This window comes from Xylanibacter rodentium (assembly GCF_013166575.1).
GTDB classification, from domain to species: domain Bacteria; phylum Bacteroidota; class Bacteroidia; order Bacteroidales; family Bacteroidaceae; genus Prevotella; species Prevotella rodentium.
In genome coordinates, this window is sequence record NZ_JABKKE010000034.1 from 1 (window position 1) to 17,548 (window position 17,548).

Below are 17,548 nucleotides of genomic sequence, written 5' to 3' on the forward strand. Positions count from 1 at the left end.
ATAAAAAGTCAATTATTTAAATATCATACAGTTATTGCTAAATTTAATGCTATTTTGATACTAAAAATGAACCACAAATTATGGCCACCCTATCCGTTGGGGCGCATCCATTCAGAACGCTAATAAAAGTCCTATATTTGTGCAGTGTCTCGTAAATTATGACTATCCATATTGTAAAAGCATCCAACTGGCTGACCGCAATGTAGGGCCGAAGAAAACAGGCACGGTATTTGCTATTTTATATTATATAATAGTATAATAAATCCAAATGTAAAGAACAATATTATGACGTTATATCCTAAACTGATAATCGACGCTTTGGCTACGGTGACATATCCCGGCACGAAGAAAAATCTTGTAGAAAGCGATATGATAGCCGACACACCGTCAATTGACGGTATGAAGGTGAAGGTGGTGCTTGTGTTTCCGCGCGATACCGACCCTTTCCTGAAGTCGACCGTCAAGGCCGCTGAGGCCGCCATACACTATCACGTGGGCAAGGAAGTGGAGGTGAATATCGAGACCGAGTTTCGCTCAAAGCCGCGCCCGGAGGTGGGCAAGATGCTGCCCGGTGTGAAGAACATCATTGCTGTCAGCTCCGGCAAGGGCGGGGTGGGCAAGAGTACCGTATCGGCCAATCTGGCCATTGCGCTTGCCAAGTTGGGTTACAAGGTAGGCCTGCTCGATGCCGATATATTCGGTCCGTCAATGCCGAAGATGTTTGATGTGGAGGATGCGCGTCCCTATGCTGTCGAGAAAGACGGCCGCAATCTGATAGAGCCTATAGAGAAATATGGTGTGAAGTTGCTTAGCATCGGTTTTTTTGTCAATCCTGACACTGCAACGCTATGGCGAGGCGGTATGGCGAGCAATGCTCTCAAGCAGCTCATTGCCGATGCCGACTGGGGCGAACTGGACTATTTTGTTCTTGATACGCCTCCGGGAACGAGTGATATCCATCTCACGTTGTTGCAGACGCTGGCCATCACGGGCGCGGTGATTGTGAGCACTCCGCAGAACGTAGCCTTGGCTGATGCCCGCAAGGGTATCGACATGTATCGTAATGACAAGGTCAACGTGCCGATACTCGGACTGGTAGAGAACATGGCTTGGTTTACGCCTGCCGAGCTTCCTGAAAACAAGTATTACATATTCGGCAAGGACGGGTGCAAGAATCTTGCCGAAGAGATGGGCACACCGCTGTTGGCACAGATTCCGCTGGTGCAGAGCATTTGCGAGAGCGGCGATTCCGGTGAGCCGGCAGCCACCCGGGTGGACACGATAACAGGGCAGGCGTTCATCGCTTTGGCACAGTCGGTGGTGACAGTTGTCAACCGTCGCAACCGAGAGCAGGCTCCCACAAAGATTGTCGGTGTGAAGAAACAGTAAGATTTGTTATATACTCGTCAGTTGGAATCCTGTATGAATTTTCGTTGTTGTTTCCTCACCTCGCGCTTATGCCGTATATGTTGCAGCCGGCATATCACTTTATGACGTGACAACTGTATCTGATAACGGTAGACAATGCAGGCCGTTATGAAGTATACGACGGTCTGAATCCACAATATGCGGTATTCGGGCAGCACGTCGCCGAGCGTAGCTCCCATCGAGTTTACACGTACGAAGGCACGCACTCCGAATGTCGATGGGAATATCCACGACACGCCTTGCCATATACCGGGGATGTTGCTCTGCGGCCAGGATACGCCTGACATGAACAGGAGTGGCACGGAGAAGAACACTACAAGGAGCATCACGTTCTCACGGTGGCGGATGAGGCACGATACTGTCATGCCGAAAAAGATGCAGGCACACAGGTAGGGCAGCATGATGGCAATGAGTTCGGGCCCCTGTGCCATGGTAACGAAACCGAAGATGCGTGGAACCAACAGAGTGAGATAGGCGGCCATGACGCTGTATATCATGATGTAGCACATCGATTTGCCAAGAACAATGCGGAAAACTCCGCGGTAGTGACGGCTGATGGGGATGAGTTCGCGGAAACGGTTGGTCTCGCGTGCCGTTCCGGCGGACAGACCTATGCCGAGCACAAGCGTCTGTTGCAGTATGAGCATGAGCACTCCGGGCAGTATGAAGTTGCCGTAACCGCCCGTTGGATTGAACATCGGCACTTCTTCGTAGTCCAACGGCCGTGTGGCAATCTCATCCTCGCGATCAGTCGTATTGCCCAGTGTCTGTATCTGTATGGCTGAGTTCATATCCTGCGACACAGCCATTGCCGTCTGATATACAGCCTTGTAAGTCAGCATGAGACTCATGTCGCAATACACGCTTACGGCAGTCTGCTGCATGCGGTTGAGGTTTGTAGAGAAGTCGGACGGTATGTAGTATATTCCTTTTACTTCCTGGCGGCTGAGCATAGCTTTGGCCTCGTCCATATCGGCGGCATGGTATTTTATACTGACATCGGGCGAGGCGTCGCAACGGCGTACGAACATGCGGCTCATGGCACTGTGCGAATCGTCTACAACGGCCACTGGTACTTCGTGTACCACCTCGTTGTTGTATATCCATGAGTAGAGCAGGGGATAGGCAATGGGTACGATGATGAAGAAGATCAGCACACCCTCGTCGCGGAAAGTTCCCTTAAGTTCCTGCGCCCACACATGGCATGCATCGCGGATACCTTCCATTACCCTATTTAGAAATCCTTTATTACTCATATGTTTCGTCTGTCATCTTCTGTTTTTACGGTATATACACATAATTTATCATGGCGTTCTTGAGTTTTTCAAGCACCGTTACCGGCAGCATTGCAAAGGCTATAAGAGCCACAGCATGCAGCCACGCATCGGCGAGCGGGAACGCATTGAATATGGTAATCTGATATATCATGAAGTAGTGGTGCATCGGAAACAGCCACGACAATGACTGTAACGGTGCGTCCATAGCCATGATGGGGAATGCTGAGCCCGCCATCGAGAAACTGAGAACAGCCCATAGCGAGCAGGTGCTCATGGACAGACGCAACGACGGCATAAGCCCGAAGATGAATAAGCCGAACCCTTGAGGGGCCAGCACAGAGAGCAGTCCGAGCAGCAATATGTTGGATGTTCCGCCAGGATGTGGGAAGTCGAGAATGCCGAAAACGTAGTACATATACCCATATGTGATGCTTAGGAATATAAGTGTCTGCGGCAGCATCTTGCCAGCCAGGGCCACAGCAATGTTGCTTCCGGCGGTTTGAATCCAACGGCGTGAGCGTCCGAACTTCAGTTCGGTACCTATCGAGTATACTGTAATCAGCATGATGAACAGCATTATCACGCCAGGAACGAGCATCGTACTGAGATAGATATTGTAGTTGGTCCAAGGATTGGATATCTGATGGAGGTCGATGGTTATCGGCTGGAGGAATGTGCGTATCTGCTCCGGGGTATATCCGCGGGCGGTCATTGTGGCTTGTCCGACAGCGGCACCGCCAAGTGTGGATATGGTTTTCAAGTCGCGGAAAAGCAATGCGCCCGATGTGAGCGACGTCAGACTGTAGTAAAAGGAAATCTTAGGCTGACGGCTTGCCAGCATCTTGTCGGTCGTACCTTTCGGGATATACAGAAATGCGTATATCTCGTTGCGCTGTATGGCGGTTCGTGCCTCGCTCACGCTTGTGTAGCGCGCCACAACCCTGCTGGTCTGGAAAGCGTCAAGGTTGCGTGTCAGCTTGCGCGATGTAGATGTGTTGTCAAGGTCTACAATGCCTACAGGCATATCCTGAGGCTGCCCTTCGTGCATCAATGACGTGAAGAATATCATCGTGAGCATGGGGAACACCACCATACAGAACCAATAGATGGGGGTGGATTTGAGGATGGCACACTCGCGTAGCGCCACCTCTTTCACTCGTTGTATGTATTCTCTGCAACTCACGCTGTCACAGTTTATTCTTTATTATAATAATATTATGTCTAAGTCGTATCTTCGGAAATTGGCTGCTATTTGCCGTCCGGATTCTTTATAACAAGCGACATACCCGGACGCAGTCCCTCAACTTTGTCTACCGGACGTGCTTTTATCTCGAATGTTTTAAGGTCGTACTGTCCGTTGGCTTTCGTAGCTTTCCATACTGCATAGCTGCCTTCGTCCTTCATATAGTATACTTTCATGCGGATATCTTTGTTGAAAGCCGGAGAATATGCGGTGAATTCGTTGCCGACTTTCATTCCGTTGAGCTGGTCTTCACGCACGTTGAAAGTGCCCCACATGTCTTTCATGACTGCTATCGTCATTATAGGTGCCCCAGTGCCGATAAGTTCGCCTATCTTCGGATATACGTCGCTGACCTCACCTTCCATCTGTGCCGTTTGTACGGTTTCGTTGATATACGATTTTACTTCTTCCACAGCTCCGCGGGCGCGGTTCACTTGTGCCTGTGCTGCCATTTTTTCTTCGCGGCGTGCTCCGTTGCGTGCCATGTCGTATTGGCTTTGTGAGGCTTTCATCTGAGCCTCCATCGCCTTGTAGTTGGCAAAGGCTTCATCGCGTTTCTGTGCTGTCATAACGCCTTCGTCGAAAAGACGCTGCACGCGCTTATAGGATTTCTCGGCAATTTCCAGGCCGGCCTTTGCCTGCTGCAATACCTGATAGGCGCCGCGTATCTGTTCCTGTCTTGCTCCGGCCTTTGCCATGTCGTCCATGGCAGACGCTGCATCCTCGGCACCGCGGGCCTGTTTCATCTTGGCTCTTACATCAGGAGCGTCAATAACGGCCAGTGTATCGCCCACTTTCACATAGTCGCCTTCCTTGACACGCAGTTCAAGTACACGTCCGGGAACCTTGCTCGACACTCTGTATTCTGTCACTTCTACCTGTCCCTGTATAATTTCATCTTCGTGTCCGAGGGTGAAATATCCTATGAGAGCCACAATGACCACTACCGTAGTAAATCCCAGTATGGCCAGGAGTATGTTGTTGTGTTGTGATTTTGCTGACATAAGTTTATATATTAATAGGTGTGAATGTGTGAGTTATTGTTCTTGTAACATGCCAAGTGCTTTTTTCAGGTTCACCTGACTCATTCTCATATCAATTTCCGCATCAATCTTCTGCGAGCGTGCCTGGAGCCATGCAGTCTGTGCTTCCATAACGGTGGTGCTCTGTATCACGCCTTCCTTGAATCCGAGATTGGCATGGCGCAGGTTTTCTTCGGCTCGTTTGATGTTGGCTTTTGCCATTTTCAGTTTCTTGGCAGATTCGTTAACACGGAACGTACTCTGCGTCACTTGAAGTTCCACTTTCTCGCGTGCCTCGTCCAGTTCAAGTTCGGCAATGGTAGTTGCACCTTTCGCTGCCCTTACTTTGTAGCTCACGTCGCCCCAGTTCCATATGGGCATGGTGACGAGTACGCCTACATTCCAAGTGCCTCCGAATCTCTTTTGGAATCCGTCGAACACGTTCGGATTGCTGACAGAGTATCCTCCGAAAAGAGCTACTTTTGGTAAGTTGCCTGCTCTTATGATGTTGGTAGCCTGCCGTCCCATATCGACGGTATTCTGTAATATTCTGAGTTCGGGCCGTCGTTCGATGGCTTCTTCCGTTGTTATGACGGGTGTCATGTCGGTCAGGGAAAGGTCGTCGCTGTTCTCGTCGGCCAGTATTGGGCGCTCGTCAAGCGGCAGTCCGCACAATTGGCACAGTAACATTCGTGCCAGTACAAGCCCGTCGTCGACTTGTGTCAACGTCATTTCAGCTTCGTTCACCTTTACGTCCACACTCAATCCTTCGGAGCGTGTGGCTACTCCTTCATTTATCATCTTGTCGACATCGTCGGCCAGTTGTTTTACCAACTGCAGATAGCTTTCTGCCAACTTGCGTTTCTGTTTCAGCGACACCACTGTCCAATAGGCACGGTCGGTGTCGTATATGGTTGACTGGCGGGCGGCATCGCTGCCGTTTGCTGCCATCTGTTCGCCAAGTATGGCCATTTTGTTCATGGCGATAATGCTTCCACCCATGAATATAGGCTGGGTCACCGTTACCGAACCCGCAAAAATATTACGTGTGTCGGTACGGAAGGCATCGACTATGCGTTGTCCTTGTGCGTTCATGCCCGACGCCACATTGTTGATGCCATTGCCGAGATTGGCTTTGATCTGTTCGATTGAGGTTCCGAAAGCTCCAAGCTGCTCGTTTATGGCACCGAGTTGTGCTTCGCTCAGGTTGGCTCCGATATTTTGTATAGAGTTTCCCAACTCTGTTCCCAACATTGTTCCGATGCTTGTCAGGGCCGCTTTCTGACCGCCGTTGAGTATGGAAATCTCTTTGCTCGTATACATATAGCTGCCTATAGCGTTGATTTGCGGCAGGTATTTGGTCCGGGCAGACTTCCTGATGTTTTTTGCCACGTTCTGTTTCATGCCGGATATGCTCAGCTGCTTGTTGTTGCGCAGTGCCAGCGCACGGCAACTGTCGAGGCTCAGAACGCGCTGAGCTCCGGCCGGCAGTATGGTGCACGACATGATGAGAAGTCCTATGATATGTTTCATAAAACAGTATTTGGGTTGTACACGGTTCTTTCTTTTACTCTTGGTTTATTTGAAGTTGAATGTTTGCGAACCTATCATATTGCCGTCGGCAAATATGCTCACGTTGTAGTTGCCGGCACTTAGGAATTCGGCGACGTTCCAATAAGTGGATACTGACACCTCCTCACCGGTATATTCCACGCTTTTCTTCATAGAATATTCTATGTTGCGGTTTTCATAGTTGAATGTGGCGCCGTTGCCAAGTACGGCTCCAGTCGGTGTGGTGATGCGTACATAGAATGTGCGCAGCCCGTTTGTGGCGGTTACGTTGCGGGCTATCACGAACGACACTTCAATGCTTTTGCAGTCTTTAATCTTCTTGACAGCTTTGCCGTTTTTCTTCTTTGCCATCATTCTGATGCTGGTGGCGTCAAGTTGAGCGGCTATGGCTACCTTTTCCGACAGCGATGCTTTTTCGCTGCTCAGGCCTTCTATCTGGCGTGTAGCCTCGGCATATTGCCCTTTCATGCGGTTGTTCTCGTCGGCAAGAGTCTGGTTTACGCGGTTCAGCGAGTCTATCTCGAGCACATAACTGCGCAATACGGCGCGTACTGTAGCCAGTTCCTTTTTCAGACGGGCTATCTCGCGGGCGTTTGTGCTTTTCACGTTTTTCAGTTCCTCAAGCAACTGTTGCGTGCGCAGCTGTTCCTGCGTGAGCTGTGCCACGATGGAATCGTTGTTGATCTGAGTCTTCATTTCGCTGTATTGGCGGGCGAACTGTTCATACTCGTTTTCCATCTCTTTCTTGTCAAGATCGGCCAGTTCCTGCATCTCTTCGTTCACCTGTTTCTGGTGGATGAGGCTGTATGTCAGGAATCCTACTCCGGCTAAAAGTGCCGCTATGACCACAACGAGTGGTATTACAATCTTTTTGTTCATAATATATTCAACTGCTGTAATTATCGATAAAACTTTGCAAAGATAAAAGTTTCAGACGAAATTGCAAAATAAATAATGTCGCTAAAAAGGTGGGTGTATTTATTTTTAAGATAAATACGGAAAAAAAGAACATTTTTTGCATTTTAGAATTCTTTTAATTGGAAATGGAGAAGGGCGAATTGATAGTTGAGAATGGCGAATTGAAAATTATGATTACCATAAATATTATGGACATATTATAGAATACTATCTTTATGCAGCAAATCATAATTCTCCATTCTCAACTATCCATTCTCAACTATCCATTCTCAACTATCCATTCTCAACTATCCATTCTCAACTATCCATTCTTAACTATCCATTCTCAATTGTCAATTAAAAGTAATCTTATTTGCTTGTCTCCAGTCCGCTACGCTTCGGACGTTTGTAGCTGCGATACTCGTCGAGCGGTATTTCGATGTCCGGTTCTTCGAGTGTACCGTTGTGCGGCAGGCGGAATTTCATATATCGTATGTTGAGTCCGCGCTCCATCCACATAGCCTCATAATAGGTCTGTATGCTGAGTATCTTTCGTGTCCCGTCGTCGATACCTTCCGTGTGGTACAGGTCTTCCGTGCGGAAGAGCAGCGGCAGCCGGTTGTGCTCCACCATATATGTGGTGTATGTGAATAGGAAGTTGGAGTCGGTTTTCAGATGCACTGTGCCGCCATCGGTGAGAAAGCGGCGGTATCGTTCCATGAACGACGTGCTTGACAGTCGTTTGCGCGGATTCTTCATCTGTGGGTCGCTGAATGTCAACCATATCTCCTGAACTTCGTCGGGCCCGAAGAAGCGGTCTATAATCTCGATGTTGGTTCTCAGGAAAGCAACGTTCTTAAGCCCCTCGTTGATGGCCTGTGTGGCTCCTGTCCACATACGTGCTCCTTTGATGTCCACTCCAATGAAGTTCATGTCGGGGTATAGCTTGGCCAGTTCCACCGTATATTCACCCTTGCCGCATCCCAGTTCCAGCACTATCGGGTTGTCATTGTGAAAATACTCTTTGCGCCAACCGCCTTTCATTTCAAATGGCACCTGTTCTGCCACGGAGTATGGATATTGAAATACATTTTCATATCTCGCCATATCGGCGAATTTCTCTAACTTGCCTTTGCTCATTGTATTGTTGTCGTGTGAAAATCGTTGCAAAGATAATGGAAAAAATCCGGAAACAACTTTTTGTATATCTGAAAAATGAGGCTTGTGGATGGTATGTGATTACAATATATGATGTTGTGTATGTTTAAACCGACAGAGACAGACTCGTGCATTCGTCATTTTTTTTTGTAATTGAAGAGTAGTAATCATAATCTATAACGAACACAGACCCCGTCTCTGCAGAACAGATTTAACGTTGTTATGTCACCGTTTGTTTTGCGCGGCTGACATTATTGTTCGTCGGTCTGCTCTGATTCGGTAATTATCTCTTCAACCTCTTTCAAATTTTCATAGAAATGGGCAATGCCGGTATACATATAAGGTATCCAGTAAAAGGAGCCTAATGCTATTGTTGCGTTCCATATTGTGGAAGTTTTGAGTGACACATTTGCTATATGAACTATTATGCCACCTATTAAGCTACCTCCAACGCCTGCGAGAATCCATAGAATGGCTATTTCTAAAAAGAACAGGAAGAGATTCGATTTTTGTCCATCCATCATTTCCATGCTTTTCTCTATTGCCTTATTGTGTTTCATATCGGGGTTGTCTTTCAAAATATAAGGTACCATCGCATACGAAAGAGATTTGATAATTCCAGGTATGATAAGTAAAAGCGACCATAATATCATGTATATATAAGTAAGCAGCATTGTTGAGGATATGCGCCAATAGTCTTTGAAACCGTCAAATAGATTTGCTATTCCGGGTTTGTTTCCACGCGCTATCTCAAGAAAGAAAATGTAAAAGCCCCAAAGAAAAGGCATCATCAATATGTACCAAATCAAACCTAAGGGACCCAAAAATCCCGGTATGATATTCCAAAGCACTGCATAAATCAATATTGCAACAATACTTTTAATCCAATTTCCTGAGAGTGATTCTTTAACTACGTATTCCATATTTTATTTATTTGTTTTGATTGATAATTCCATATTCGGTGACAAAGTTATATATATTCTGTTAATTACCCCCGAATGTTATTTTGTGTTAACGCAATGAACGATTACTAAATAATGCGGCGTTGGCTTGATAGAGATTTTAACCAGTGGCTCTTTTATCTTTTTAGCATAAATCGGACGTTTTTCAAAATGTTATTTGTAATTTTGTGTCGGATATTCAAAATGACAGTTTGAAAAATATGGTTAGTAAGACGGTGTTAAAGCAGATTTTGGCTTCCAATCAGAAAGATATTGAAAGGTATAATATAGTGAGTAGGGAGCTGCCTTCAGATGATTTCCCGAGACGTGTGTTCATCGGCGTTCGCAGAGCGGGCAAGTCGTTCATGCTCTATCAAAAGATGCAGCAGATGCTTTCCTGTGGTCACGGATGGGATGAAATGTTGTATCTGAACTTTGAGGATGACCGTTTGACCGGTTTCACGAATGATGATTTTGAACAGATATTGGAATGTCATGCGGAAATGTACGGCCGAAGACCTATGCTTTTTCTTGATGAGGTACAGAACGTTGAGGGGTGGGAGAAGTTTGCCCGTAGAATGGCTGATGCCAAATATGATATATGGATCACTGGAAGTAATGCCAAGATGTTGTCTTCCGAAATAATGAGTACTTTGGGAGGACGTTATTTGTCGACAGAAGTCTATCCCTATAGTTTTTTGGAGTTTCTTGGTGTCAAGGGTATTGTTGCAGATGAAAACTCATTGTTGGGTACCGAGCCGCGTGCACAGATGCTCCGTGCATATAGTGAGTATTTGCAGTGGGGCGGTTTGCCGGAGTCTGTAGGACTCTCCGTAAAGCGTGACTATCTTACAAGTACTTTTCAAAAGATTTATCTTGGTGATATTGTAAGCAGAAACAAGATTTCAAATCCTAACATTCTCCGGTTGTTGCTGAAAAAACTTGCAGAGAGCGTAAAGCAGCCCGTGTCTTACAATCGTCTTTCAAGTATACTGTCGTCGGTGAGCGGAAAGATTAGTATGCCTACAGTGAGCAAGTATATAGAATATTGTGAGTCGGCATGGCTGCTTTTGCGTTTACGCAATGTTTCTGCTCCTTTTGCCGATAAAGAAATGTCGTGCAAGTATTATTTTGTTGATAATGGTGTGCTGAACCTTTTCTTGATAAATGGCGAAACGTCTTTGCTGGAGAATCTTGTAGCTTTGTCGCTTTTCCGAAAATACGGTCATGACCACGATAATGAGCGCGTGTTCTTTTACAACGACAATGTGGAGGTAGATTTCTATGTGCCGGAGGATGGATTGGCTATTCAGGCATCATACAGCATCAGCCATTCTGATGTTACATACGGCCGTGAAGTGGAGGCTTTGAAAAAACTTCCGAAAGTGCTGACGTGCCGCCGTCGTATCATCCTGACATACGACGAATCGGATATTGTCACCGACGAATTTGGAACAATTGAGGTTAAGCCTCTATGGAAGTGGCTGCTTGAATGACATGCTTTCCGCATTGTTCGACTACCACAAGTTTCATTTTTGCACCTTTGGAATATTCAAGCGTTCCAACCATCGGGTAACCTCCTTTATTGCCTGTTCCTGTTCATTCATTACTTCTTTTTTCATGCTCGTATGCTTTTTTATCGCTGTTCGGCTTGTTTGTCACATTTTGTTTTACGGTGCAAAAATAATGTAAATCGAGAGCAGAATCGCCAAACTAGTTTAGGCGTTATGCCGAGATGCAGCTTATTTTCTGTAAAGATAATGCTATTTTAGCATACAAGCATTAGACGGATTACGGGTAGGATTATCCATTTTACTGATTGTAATCATGGATATGCTGAGTAAAAATGCAAATATTGCGCAGAATATGTCTCTATCTTGCGCAATATTTGCATTTTCTTTATTCTTTCATCACTGTTGACAGTCTGGAGCTATAATGACATTGCAGCAATCTGTTTGTCCAGTATTTGTCTTATGAATGCGTTAATGGAGACACCTGTTTGTTGTGCGAGGTATGCAATGCGGCTGTGTGTTTCGGATGATACGCGAATATTTAACGAACCGGAATAACTCTTATGAGGAGCAATCCCGTTTTCTTTGCAGTAGGCAATGTAAGCATCAACAGCTTCCATAAAATCGCTTTTGAGTTGCTCTACAGTTTCTCCCTCATACGAAATCATAGTGTCATTCGGTAAGTCAAGGATTTTACCGAACAGGCAGTTGTCTTCTTCACTTACTTCTATACTTCCTATATATCCTTTGTAATTGAGCGTTTTCATATCTGTTTGTTTTTAGTCAGAAAATCCAATACTTGTTTCATAACATATTTCTTTACTATACTTCCGGGATGTGGCTTGTGTGCCATGTACGAACTCTTACCTTTTATGAATATGATACGGGAACCGCTGGTTTTGCCTTTATTGTCTGTTTCGTATCCTAAAATAGAGAACAGACGTACAAGTTCATCCCAATAAAAATCGTTGGGTTGTCTTTTGAAGCGTTCTATTAGTTTTTCTTTTGTTCCCATAAGGTTGCTTTATAGTGCAAATGTAACTACTTTTTATATGCGAACAAAATTTTTCGGCAACATTTTCTTATTTTTATAGATTCTTTAGTATGTCAATCGGATGTTGTCATGGGTGTAGATTGTATAGTTCTCAAAAAAATTAGGGAAGCGAAGGCGTTCACCCTGCTTCCCTGCTGTATACAATTGTTTTTTAGTTATTACTCTATCACCACCGTTGTCCAGCCGTGCTTGTCCTCGATGGTGCCGTACTGTATGCCGCGCAGTGTGTCGTACAGTTTCTTCGATACGGGTCCGGGCTGTCCGTCGGCGCTGAAGGTGTAGCGCTTGCCGTTGTCCAGATCGTCTATATACGAGATGGGCGATATGACGGCTGCCGTTCCGCAGGCGCCTGCCTCCTCGAATGTGTCGAGTTCCTCCTCGGGTATGGGGCGGCGTTCCACCTTCATGCCAAGGTCTTCGGCCACCTGCATCAGGCTCTTGTTGGTGATACTGGGCAGTATGGATGTAGACTCCGGTGTGACGTACGTGTTGTTCTTTATGCCGAAGAAGTTGGCGGCCCCACATTCGTCGATATATTTCTTCTCTTTGGCATCGAGATAAAACTCGCAGGCGTAACCCTTTTCATGAGCCATGTTGTTGGCATAGAGCGATGCCGCATAGTTGCCTCCGACCTTATATTTGCCTGTGCCGAGCGGCGCCGAGCGGTCGAAGTCGCGCACTATCACGTAAGGATTGGTAGAGAATCCGCCTTTGAAGTAAGGTCCTACGGGAGTAACGAAAATGATGAAAAGGTATTCCTTGGCCGGATGTACACCCACCTGTGCCGACATGCCGATGAGCAATGGCCGGATGTATAGTGTTGCTCCGCTCTCGTATGTGGGTATGTACTCCTGGTTGAGGCGTACTACTTTTTTCACCATTTCGGTGAAGAGTTCTGTGGAAACCTCAGGCATCAGTATGCCGCGGCATGTGCTTTGCAGGCGGGCGGCGTTTTCGTCAACACGGAACACGCGCACCTTACCGTCGGGACAGCGGTAAGCCTTTAGCCCCTCGAAAGCCTCCTGACCGTAGTGCAGACAAGTGGCAGCCATGTGCATTTTGATATACTCATCAGAGCAGACCTCTATCTCGCCCCATTTCCCGTCACGATAGTAGCACCGTACGTTGTAGTCTGTCGGTCTGTAACCGAATGACAGGTTTGACCAATCTAAATCCTTCATAATCTTATATATTTAAAATTTATTTCGTTGTAATGTTCATTTACATGCTTGTTTTCTCGCCATGGCAGAGTTGAAACAAGTTTCACTCTGCTCATTTGGCTTAACGAAAACGTTCATTTACATGCTTGTTTTCTCGCCATGGCAGAGTATGAGTGGGCCACTTTGTTCATTTTGATTAATGAAAACATTGCAAATTTAGTTAAAATATCGAATATCCGCAACATTTTGACATTAAAAAAGAATATAATCCTACTTATCGGGCTTTCATTTGCCGAGTATCTTCTTAATCTCACTGTCGGTATTTGACAGTTTCGATTTGCAGTGCGCTATCAGCTCCTGCGCCCTTTTGAGTTGCTCACCGAGCGAATCGATGTCGAGTTCGTCGTTTTCCATACGTCGTACTATCAGTTCCAGTTCGCGCACGGCGTCTTCATATTTCATTTTCTTGTCCATTGTCTTATTCTGTTTTCTTTGTTGTTCTGTATTTATTGTTGCTGCAAAATGACGGTATTTGCCTTAACCACCTCCGACCGTATCTCGCCTCTTTCTACTTTTGTCACTATCTTGTCGCCCGGAGCAAGCTGCGAGGCGTCGCGTACGGCCCGTCCGTTGTGAAGTGTGATGCTGTAGCCACGGCGCAGAAGCAGGGCAGGGTCGAGTGCCTGAACACGTTGGTCAAGCATTGTCAGGCGATGGCGTTCTGCTGTTATACGCCGTTCGGCCAGCGGTGTGACGGCATTTGACATCATGCTGAGGCGGTGGGTCTCGCGGTCGAGGCGACGCACCAATGCACTCTCCATGTGTCCGGCCATGCTGTCGAGCCGTGCATGCTGTCGTGTCTTTACCACCGAGAACAGTGCCGGTATGCGTTCGGCCATCCGCTCCATGCGTATGTGCTCGCTCTCCATGCGACGCTTCACTGTGTGTGCTATTGTCTCGCCGCAGCGCTCTATGCGGTCGGCCGTGGCTTTGAGCCGGCTGATGAGCAGAGCTGCTGCAGCCGTCGGGGTCTTCACTCTTGTGTTGGCCACCATGTCAAGCACCGATTCGTCGCGGTCGTGTCCTATTCCGGTGATTACGGGCAGAGGAAAGTTTGCCACATTCTCAGCCAGTGCCAGCGTGTCGAACCCCGACATGTCACTTGTTGCACCGCCGCCACGGATTATCACCACACAGTCGAAATCGTCACAGCGGGCGTTTATCTTGTCGAGGGCTGCTATGATGCTTTGTTCCACACGCTCGCCTTGCATAATGGCGGGAAACAGGTTTATTTCGAAAGTGAAGCCATATTCATTGTCTGTCAGTTGCCGATAGAAGTCACCGTAGCCCGCAGCCGTCTCGCTCGATATCACGGCGATGCGCTGTGCAAACATAGGAATTTCCAGTTCGCGGTTCAGGTCGAACACACCCATCTCTTTCAATCGGGCTATTATCATCTGGCGTTTTCTGGCCATGTCGCCCATGGTGAATGCCGGATCGATATCGGTCACTATCCATGAGAAGCCGTAAGCCTCGTGAAACTGTGCATAAACTTTCAGCAGTACTTTCAGTCCGGCACGGAATGTCTGCTCCGTGGTCCGTTCGAAATAGGGGCGCAGCATGGCCCATGTCTGCCGCCAGCATGTGGCCCGTGCGCGTGCCACGGGGGTATTGCCCGGCAGGTCTTTTTCCACAAGTTCCATGTAGCAGTGGCCGTGCGACTCTCGGATTTCGGACAATTCTGCTTCTACCCAGTATTCGTCAGGCAGTCCGCGCTCTATAGTGCCGCGCACCATTAGGTTGAGTTCGAGGAGGGATATTGTCTTCATTTTACTCTACTCTGTTTTTGGGAAGGGAGTCCAGTGCGGATTTGAAATCCGGTATGCCATATCCGAAAATATTGTCGGGGGTGGCATAGTTGTCCGCATACCGCCTCACCGTTTCTATGATGTCGCGGGCTGTCATTTCGGGATGAGCTTGCCAAAGACATGCCACAAGGCCGCAGACGATGGGCGAGGCAAATGATGTGCCTATGTCCGGTGCCACTGTGCCACGGCCGGATATTACCGATACGGGGCTGCCGGGAGCCATCACGTCGGGTTTCACACGTCCGTCCTGTGTAGGTCCTATGCCGGAGAATGGAGCGTTGACGAGTTGTGGTGTCAGCGCGCCCACAGTTATTATATCATCGGCGTCGGCCGGAAATACGATTTTCTTCCATGATCCCATACCGCTGTTGCCGGCGCTGCATACGAGAACGATACCTTTTCCGGCCAACATTGAGGCCGAGCGTGATATCAGCGTGGTACGGCCGTTCATATCATGATAGCGGTGGTCGCCGTAGTGGTGGTCGTACTGATTGTATCCGATGCTGCTGTTAATCACGTCGACCCCTACGGAATCGGCAAATTCGGCAGCCATTGTCCAGTAGTCTTCCTCCACCGGCTGTTCTGTCCGGGTGTCTTCGCAGCGCAACAGCCAATAGGTGGCTGCAGGTGCAGTACCTATATATATATGTGGCACGTGGGTGCCCATGACGGATAGTACCTTTGTGCCATGGTCTGTCTCGCGGTAGATGTTCTTTGAAGGAGGGTATACGAAGTCGCGCGTGCCGGCCTTTCTTATCCTGCTGATAGCCGGTATCTTGTCGGCATTGCGGAATCCGCCGTCGAGCACGGCTATCGTCATGCCCTGTCCGGTATATCCTTTCTTGTGCAGTGCCATGCCGTTGAGTGTCGCTATCTGTTTTTCGGATGCTCCGTAGGGTGATGTTTTCACCGAATCCCAGCTGTTGAACGTATCGTGATAGTTGTAGTGTCTGGACAGAGGTATGATGCTGTCGGGCGACTGCCATACCATCGTGCACTCTTTCACACAGCCGAGCCGGCGCAGAGGGGCTATGGCTGCGGTGTCGGTGGTCACTGCCAGCACCGAGTTGTTCCATCGGCTTGTGCCGATAATCTTTGTTCCGGCAGTGGCGAGCATATGGATATAGTCCGGATTCACCGGCAGATCGGTAGAATCTACGGGCAGGTTTTGCCTGCGGCGTCTTTCTATTGACTTGCGTGAAAGAAATTCGCGGGGACGCTCCAGACTGAATGGTGTGCCTTGTTTGTCGCGCAGTACAAAACGGTAGATATATGATTTCCTGTCGGGATACTTGGTCTTCTGCGATGTCTCTTTCGATGGTACGGCATATCCGGGCATACCCGTTGCAGACAGGCATGCAATGGTGAAAATCAGAAGATATATGTATTGTTTCATTGAGTCTTCACATTTTGATGATGCAAACTTACTGCTATTTCCGCTAAAATCCAAATAAAACGCTCGTTCATTTTCAATATTGACATGGAGGCATGGTTTTTGTGTTTTTGATATAAGGGCATAAGGGACAGATGTTTCTTTTCAGTTACTTTGCTTTTAAAAATATTTACTTTAACATATGTTAAGCGACATCGAAAGTGCAATTCCTTACCGACGGTCCGAAAATGGCGGATTTTGGATCAAATGGGAAGCACTGACAGTCAGTACGTTACGAGAATAGAGCTTTGTCAAGAAAGCAGAGAGGGCCGTTTGACATTGCAATAACGGCCTTATTGCATTGCGAAACAGGCCTTATTGCATCGTCAAACGGCCGTTGCGGGAGTGTCGGGAGGCCCTTACGGCAAGACAATCATGCCAAAAATACGTATAAAAAAAGCAGAGAGGCCCTCGCGGCTTTTCTATTTCTGGAAAAACAAAATGCGTTTTTTCAGAATAATCACTACATTCTTTTGCGCTTCCCGAGATAGAATCAGTGCAATACCGGCAATATACGGTGAGTCAACCCTGGATATTCCTCATCTTCCATTCACGTTACGGTCTTTCCTTTTCGGGAGGCAGATGGGGCTTGGGGATGGCGGCGGAATTCCTTTGTAGACTTGTTATAGTATTTCTTTTCTTAATATTTCCCCTTGCAGAGTAAGATATCATGTTTTTTAGTAATTCTGGAAAACTTTATAATCTCTTTATTTATAAAGAGGTTTGAAAGAAAGGGTAAAATAGAGGTAACTAATTGGTAATCAGGTTGATTTCTGCGCATTGCTGTGAGTTGCTATCATTGTCACTCGTCTGGATACAAGGGTAGTTTAATTTCGTCAAAAAAAGTATGGCCGCCGTATATTTTTATTTCAAGTCAGCATTTCAGTCTGATTTTTGAAGATTCCAAATCGAAGTGCAAAATTTTGATTTAGGAATTACCTCTTTCAGATTATTGTCCGTCCTCTCTTGGGGGCGCGCCCCCAAG

At 47.2% G+C, this 17,548-nt stretch carries 15 protein-coding genes; 2 read left to right on the forward strand and 13 right to left on the reverse strand.

Annotation, left to right across the window (positions count from 1 at the left end):
* Positions 1–285: 285 nt before the first annotated feature.
* Positions 286–1,389 (forward strand): Mrp/NBP35 family ATP-binding protein, encoded by a 1,104-nt coding sequence (locus tag HPS55_RS13135; RefSeq protein ID WP_172178666.1) that lies wholly within the window; start codon positions 286–288, stop codon positions 1,387–1,389.
* A 17-nt stretch (positions 1,390–1,406) separates the two neighbouring features.
* Here the strand turns inward: HPS55_RS13135 and HPS55_RS13140 are convergent, their stop codons facing one another.
* From HPS55_RS13140 to HPS55_RS13170, 7 genes are all read right to left on the reverse strand, one after another.
* Positions 1,407–2,684 (reverse strand): ABC transporter permease, encoded by a 1,278-nt coding sequence (locus HPS55_RS13140; protein ID WP_172178668.1) that lies wholly within the window; start codon positions 2,682–2,684, stop codon positions 1,407–1,409.
* Between the two features lie 25 nt (positions 2,685–2,709).
* Positions 2,710–3,888, reverse strand: coding sequence for an ABC transporter permease (locus HPS55_RS13145; protein WP_256408844.1), 1,179 nt, complete (start codon positions 3,886–3,888; stop codon positions 2,710–2,712).
* A 65-nt stretch (positions 3,889–3,953) separates the two neighbouring features.
* Positions 3,954–4,952 (reverse strand): HlyD family secretion protein, encoded by a 999-nt coding sequence (locus HPS55_RS13150; protein WP_172178670.1) that lies wholly within the window; start codon positions 4,950–4,952, stop codon positions 3,954–3,956.
* A gap of 33 nt (positions 4,953–4,985) precedes the next feature.
* Positions 4,986–6,503, reverse strand: coding sequence for a TolC family protein (locus HPS55_RS13155; RefSeq protein ID WP_172178672.1), 1,518 nt, complete (start codon positions 6,501–6,503; stop codon positions 4,986–4,988).
* A 45-nt stretch (positions 6,504–6,548) separates the two neighbouring features.
* Positions 6,549–7,421: a hypothetical protein gene (locus tag HPS55_RS13160; protein ID WP_172178674.1), complete on the reverse strand. Its 873-nt coding sequence runs from the start codon at positions 7,419–7,421 to the stop codon at positions 6,549–6,551.
* Between the two features lie 387 nt (positions 7,422–7,808).
* Positions 7,809–8,579 carry a tRNA (guanosine(46)-N7)-methyltransferase TrmB gene (gene trmB / locus HPS55_RS13165; RefSeq protein WP_172178676.1) on the reverse strand — a complete coding sequence of 257 codons (771 nt, stop codon included), beginning with the start codon at positions 8,577–8,579 and terminating at the stop codon, positions 7,809–7,811.
* Between the two features lie 269 nt (positions 8,580–8,848).
* A complete protein-coding gene (locus HPS55_RS13170) occupies positions 8,849–9,520 on the reverse strand; it encodes a DUF975 family protein (protein WP_172178678.1) in 672 nt (223 codons plus the stop codon).
* A gap of 239 nt (positions 9,521–9,759) precedes the next feature.
* On the opposite strand from HPS55_RS13170, the gene HPS55_RS13175 reads away from it, so the two are divergent.
* On the forward strand, positions 9,760–11,034 hold the full coding sequence (locus HPS55_RS13175; RefSeq protein WP_172178680.1) for an ATP-binding protein: 1,275 nt from the start codon (positions 9,760–9,762) through the stop codon (positions 11,032–11,034).
* Positions 11,035–11,468: 434 nt separating this feature from the next.
* Here the strand turns inward: HPS55_RS13175 and HPS55_RS13180 are convergent, their stop codons facing one another.
* From HPS55_RS13180 to HPS55_RS13205, 6 genes are all read right to left on the reverse strand, one after another.
* Positions 11,469–11,816: a type II toxin-antitoxin system HicB family antitoxin gene (locus HPS55_RS13180; RefSeq protein ID WP_172178682.1), complete on the reverse strand. Its 348-nt coding sequence runs from the start codon at positions 11,814–11,816 to the stop codon at positions 11,469–11,471.
* Complete coding sequence (locus tag HPS55_RS13185; RefSeq protein ID WP_172178684.1) at positions 11,813–12,064, reverse strand: type II toxin-antitoxin system HicA family toxin; 252 nt, start codon at positions 12,062–12,064, stop codon at positions 11,813–11,815. Before HPS55_RS13185 ends, HPS55_RS13180 begins: the two co-directional genes overlap by 4 nt.
* 197 nt (positions 12,065–12,261) lie before the next feature.
* On the reverse strand, positions 12,262–13,284 hold the full coding sequence (locus HPS55_RS13190) for a branched-chain amino acid aminotransferase (protein WP_172178686.1): 1,023 nt from the start codon (positions 13,282–13,284) through the stop codon (positions 12,262–12,264).
* A gap of 264 nt (positions 13,285–13,548) precedes the next feature.
* The gene (gene xseB / locus HPS55_RS13195) at positions 13,549–13,737 is read right to left on the reverse strand and encodes an exodeoxyribonuclease VII small subunit (RefSeq protein WP_172178688.1); all 189 of its coding nucleotides are present in this window, start codon (positions 13,735–13,737) and stop codon (positions 13,549–13,551) included.
* A 32-nt stretch (positions 13,738–13,769) separates the two neighbouring features.
* A complete protein-coding gene (xseA, locus tag HPS55_RS13200) occupies positions 13,770–15,092 on the reverse strand; it encodes an exodeoxyribonuclease VII large subunit (protein WP_172178690.1) in 1,323 nt (440 codons plus the stop codon).
* A 1-nt stretch (position 15,093) separates the two neighbouring features.
* Positions 15,094–16,527, reverse strand: coding sequence for a S8 family peptidase (locus tag HPS55_RS13205; protein WP_253945899.1), 1,434 nt, complete (start codon positions 16,525–16,527; stop codon positions 15,094–15,096).
* Positions 16,528–17,548: the final 1,021 nt, after the last annotated feature.

Coding starts and splice junctions, on each gene's coding strand:
- HPS55_RS13135 (WP_172178666.1), top strand. CDS start 286: ATGACGTTATATCCTAAACTGATAATCGACGCTTTGGCTACGGTGACA.
- HPS55_RS13140 (WP_172178668.1), bottom strand. CDS start 2,684: ATGAGTAATAAAGGATTTCTAAATAGGGTAATGGAAGGTATCCGCGAT.
- HPS55_RS13150 (WP_172178670.1), bottom strand. CDS start 4,952: ATGTCAGCAAAATCACAACACAACAACATACTCCTGGCCATACTGGGA.
- HPS55_RS13155 (WP_172178672.1), bottom strand. CDS start 6,503: ATGAAACATATCATAGGACTTCTCATCATGTCGTGCACCATACTGCCG.
- HPS55_RS13160 (WP_172178674.1), bottom strand. CDS start 7,421: ATGAACAAAAAGATTGTAATACCACTCGTTGTGGTCATAGCGGCACTT.
- trmB (WP_172178676.1), bottom strand. CDS start 8,579: ATGAGCAAAGGCAAGTTAGAGAAATTCGCCGATATGGCGAGATATGAA.
- HPS55_RS13170 (WP_172178678.1), bottom strand. CDS start 9,520: ATGGAATACGTAGTTAAAGAATCACTCTCAGGAAATTGGATTAAAAGT.
- HPS55_RS13175 (WP_172178680.1), top strand. CDS start 9,760: ATGGTTAGTAAGACGGTGTTAAAGCAGATTTTGGCTTCCAATCAGAAA.
- HPS55_RS13180 (WP_172178682.1), bottom strand. CDS start 11,816: ATGAAAACGCTCAATTACAAAGGATATATAGGAAGTATAGAAGTAAGT.
- HPS55_RS13185 (WP_172178684.1), bottom strand. CDS start 12,064: ATGGGAACAAAAGAAAAACTAATAGAACGCTTCAAAAGACAACCCAAC.
- HPS55_RS13190 (WP_172178686.1), bottom strand. CDS start 13,284: ATGAAGGATTTAGATTGGTCAAACCTGTCATTCGGTTACAGACCGACA.
- xseB (WP_172178688.1), bottom strand. CDS start 13,737: ATGGACAAGAAAATGAAATATGAAGACGCCGTGCGCGAACTGGAACTG.
- xseA (WP_172178690.1), bottom strand. CDS start 15,092: ATGAAGACAATATCCCTCCTCGAACTCAACCTAATGGTGCGCGGCACT.
- HPS55_RS13205 (WP_253945899.1), bottom strand. CDS start 16,527: ATGAAACAATACATATATCTTCTGATTTTCACCATTGCATGCCTGTCT.